This window comes from Autumnicola patrickiae (assembly GCF_031846525.1).
Taxonomy (GTDB): domain Bacteria; phylum Bacteroidota; class Bacteroidia; order Flavobacteriales; family Flavobacteriaceae; genus Autumnicola; species Autumnicola patrickiae.
Map to the genome: position 1 here is coordinate 1 of NZ_JAVRHM010000060.1, position 1,316 is coordinate 1,316.

Genomic DNA, 1,316 nt, shown 5'->3' on the forward strand with positions numbered 1-1,316 from the left:
TGCCCTTCCCTGATTAGTGTTGACCGGTTTAGACATTAGTTTTCATTATCAAAAATAGTAATTACAGGTCTTTTCTCTGGGTTAAGAGTTGACCAATAATTAATAAAATCATTTGGATTCCTTTTCTCTAAATGATTATGGGATCTTTTGTTATTGTAATTCTTTACAGCTCTTTTCACCTGACGCTTTAATTGACTAAAGGTCTGTGGCTGCCAATGATCTAAATATTCTTCTTTAATAGTTTTATTGATCCTTTCTGCATAGGCATTATCCTGTGCACTAAGAGCCATACTCACTGTTGTTGAGTTAGCTTTTAATAGGTCGGTATAGGTTTTATAAGTGTATTGACTCCCTCTGTCTGAGTGATGGATCTTTGGAGCTTTATTCTCTTTTAAAGCCATCTTTAACGCCTGGACATTTGCTGCTCCCCTCATATGGTCTGAGACATTATAACCTACTATGCTTTTGCTGTAAATATCAATAATAAAAACAGCATAGTAGAACTTATCCTTAACCCGGTAATAAGTAATGTCCGATTGCCATACCATCGATGGAGCATTGATTTTCAAGCCTTTGATCTGGTTAGGATAGTAGATCTTTCCAGCAATAGTAGTCCGCCGGTAATTCTTTTTTCTCTTCAGGCGGTAACCTAACTGCATAAAGGTTTCTACAAATCGATCCCTGCCGATAAAATCAGGCTTTAGAATATGGTACATTTTCTCCACCCCACAACCAGGATGCTCTCTACGAAGATCATCGGCCTCTTCCATCAACTGCATTAGTTGATTGTCAAAAATCCGCTGCCTTCGTGCATATTGATGGACAGCTTGTTTGCTGACCCCAATGCTTGTGTAGAGCTTGTTCATGGAATAACTCATTTTTCCTTTGTTCTCCCGGAACCAGTTGATCGTGGGGTGTTGTAGTTTTTTTTGATATCGATATCAAGCTCGGTCTTGGCCAGTTCGATCATCTTTTCATAATAATCCACCTGGATCTGTTTACGACCCACGGCAGCTTCAAGATCTTTTATTCGAGCCTCCAGCTCTTTCATCTTTTTTTGGCTACTATCTTTCATTTCTACAACTCTAAAACCTTTCTCGTTAAAGGTAGAAAATTTATAGATCCAACGATATATCACCTGATTAGCTACTCCATGAAGTTTTGAAAGTTGTGGGACACTATACTGGCCGCTTTCAAAATCTCTGACAATCTGCTTCTTGAATTCCGCGGAGTACTTCCGCTGCTTTCTTAATAATCGTACATTTGATTTCATATAAAAGTTGACTTTAGTGGTCAACCTATATCAGGGACGTACA

2 protein-coding genes are annotated in these 1,316 nt (G+C 38.4%); both read right to left on the minus strand.

Annotated elements, in window-relative coordinates:
- Nucleotides 1-35 precede the first annotated feature (35 nt).
- Nucleotides 36-866 (minus strand): IS3 family transposase, encoded by an 831-nt coding sequence (locus RM549_RS19315; RefSeq protein ID WP_311687747.1) that lies wholly within the window; start codon nucleotides 864-866, stop codon nucleotides 36-38.
- Between the two features lie 8 nt (nucleotides 867-874).
- Nucleotides 875-1,273 (minus strand): transposase, encoded by a 399-nt coding sequence (locus RM549_RS19320; protein ID WP_311687749.1) that lies wholly within the window; start codon nucleotides 1,271-1,273, stop codon nucleotides 875-877.
- Nucleotides 1,274-1,316: the final 43 nt, after the last annotated feature.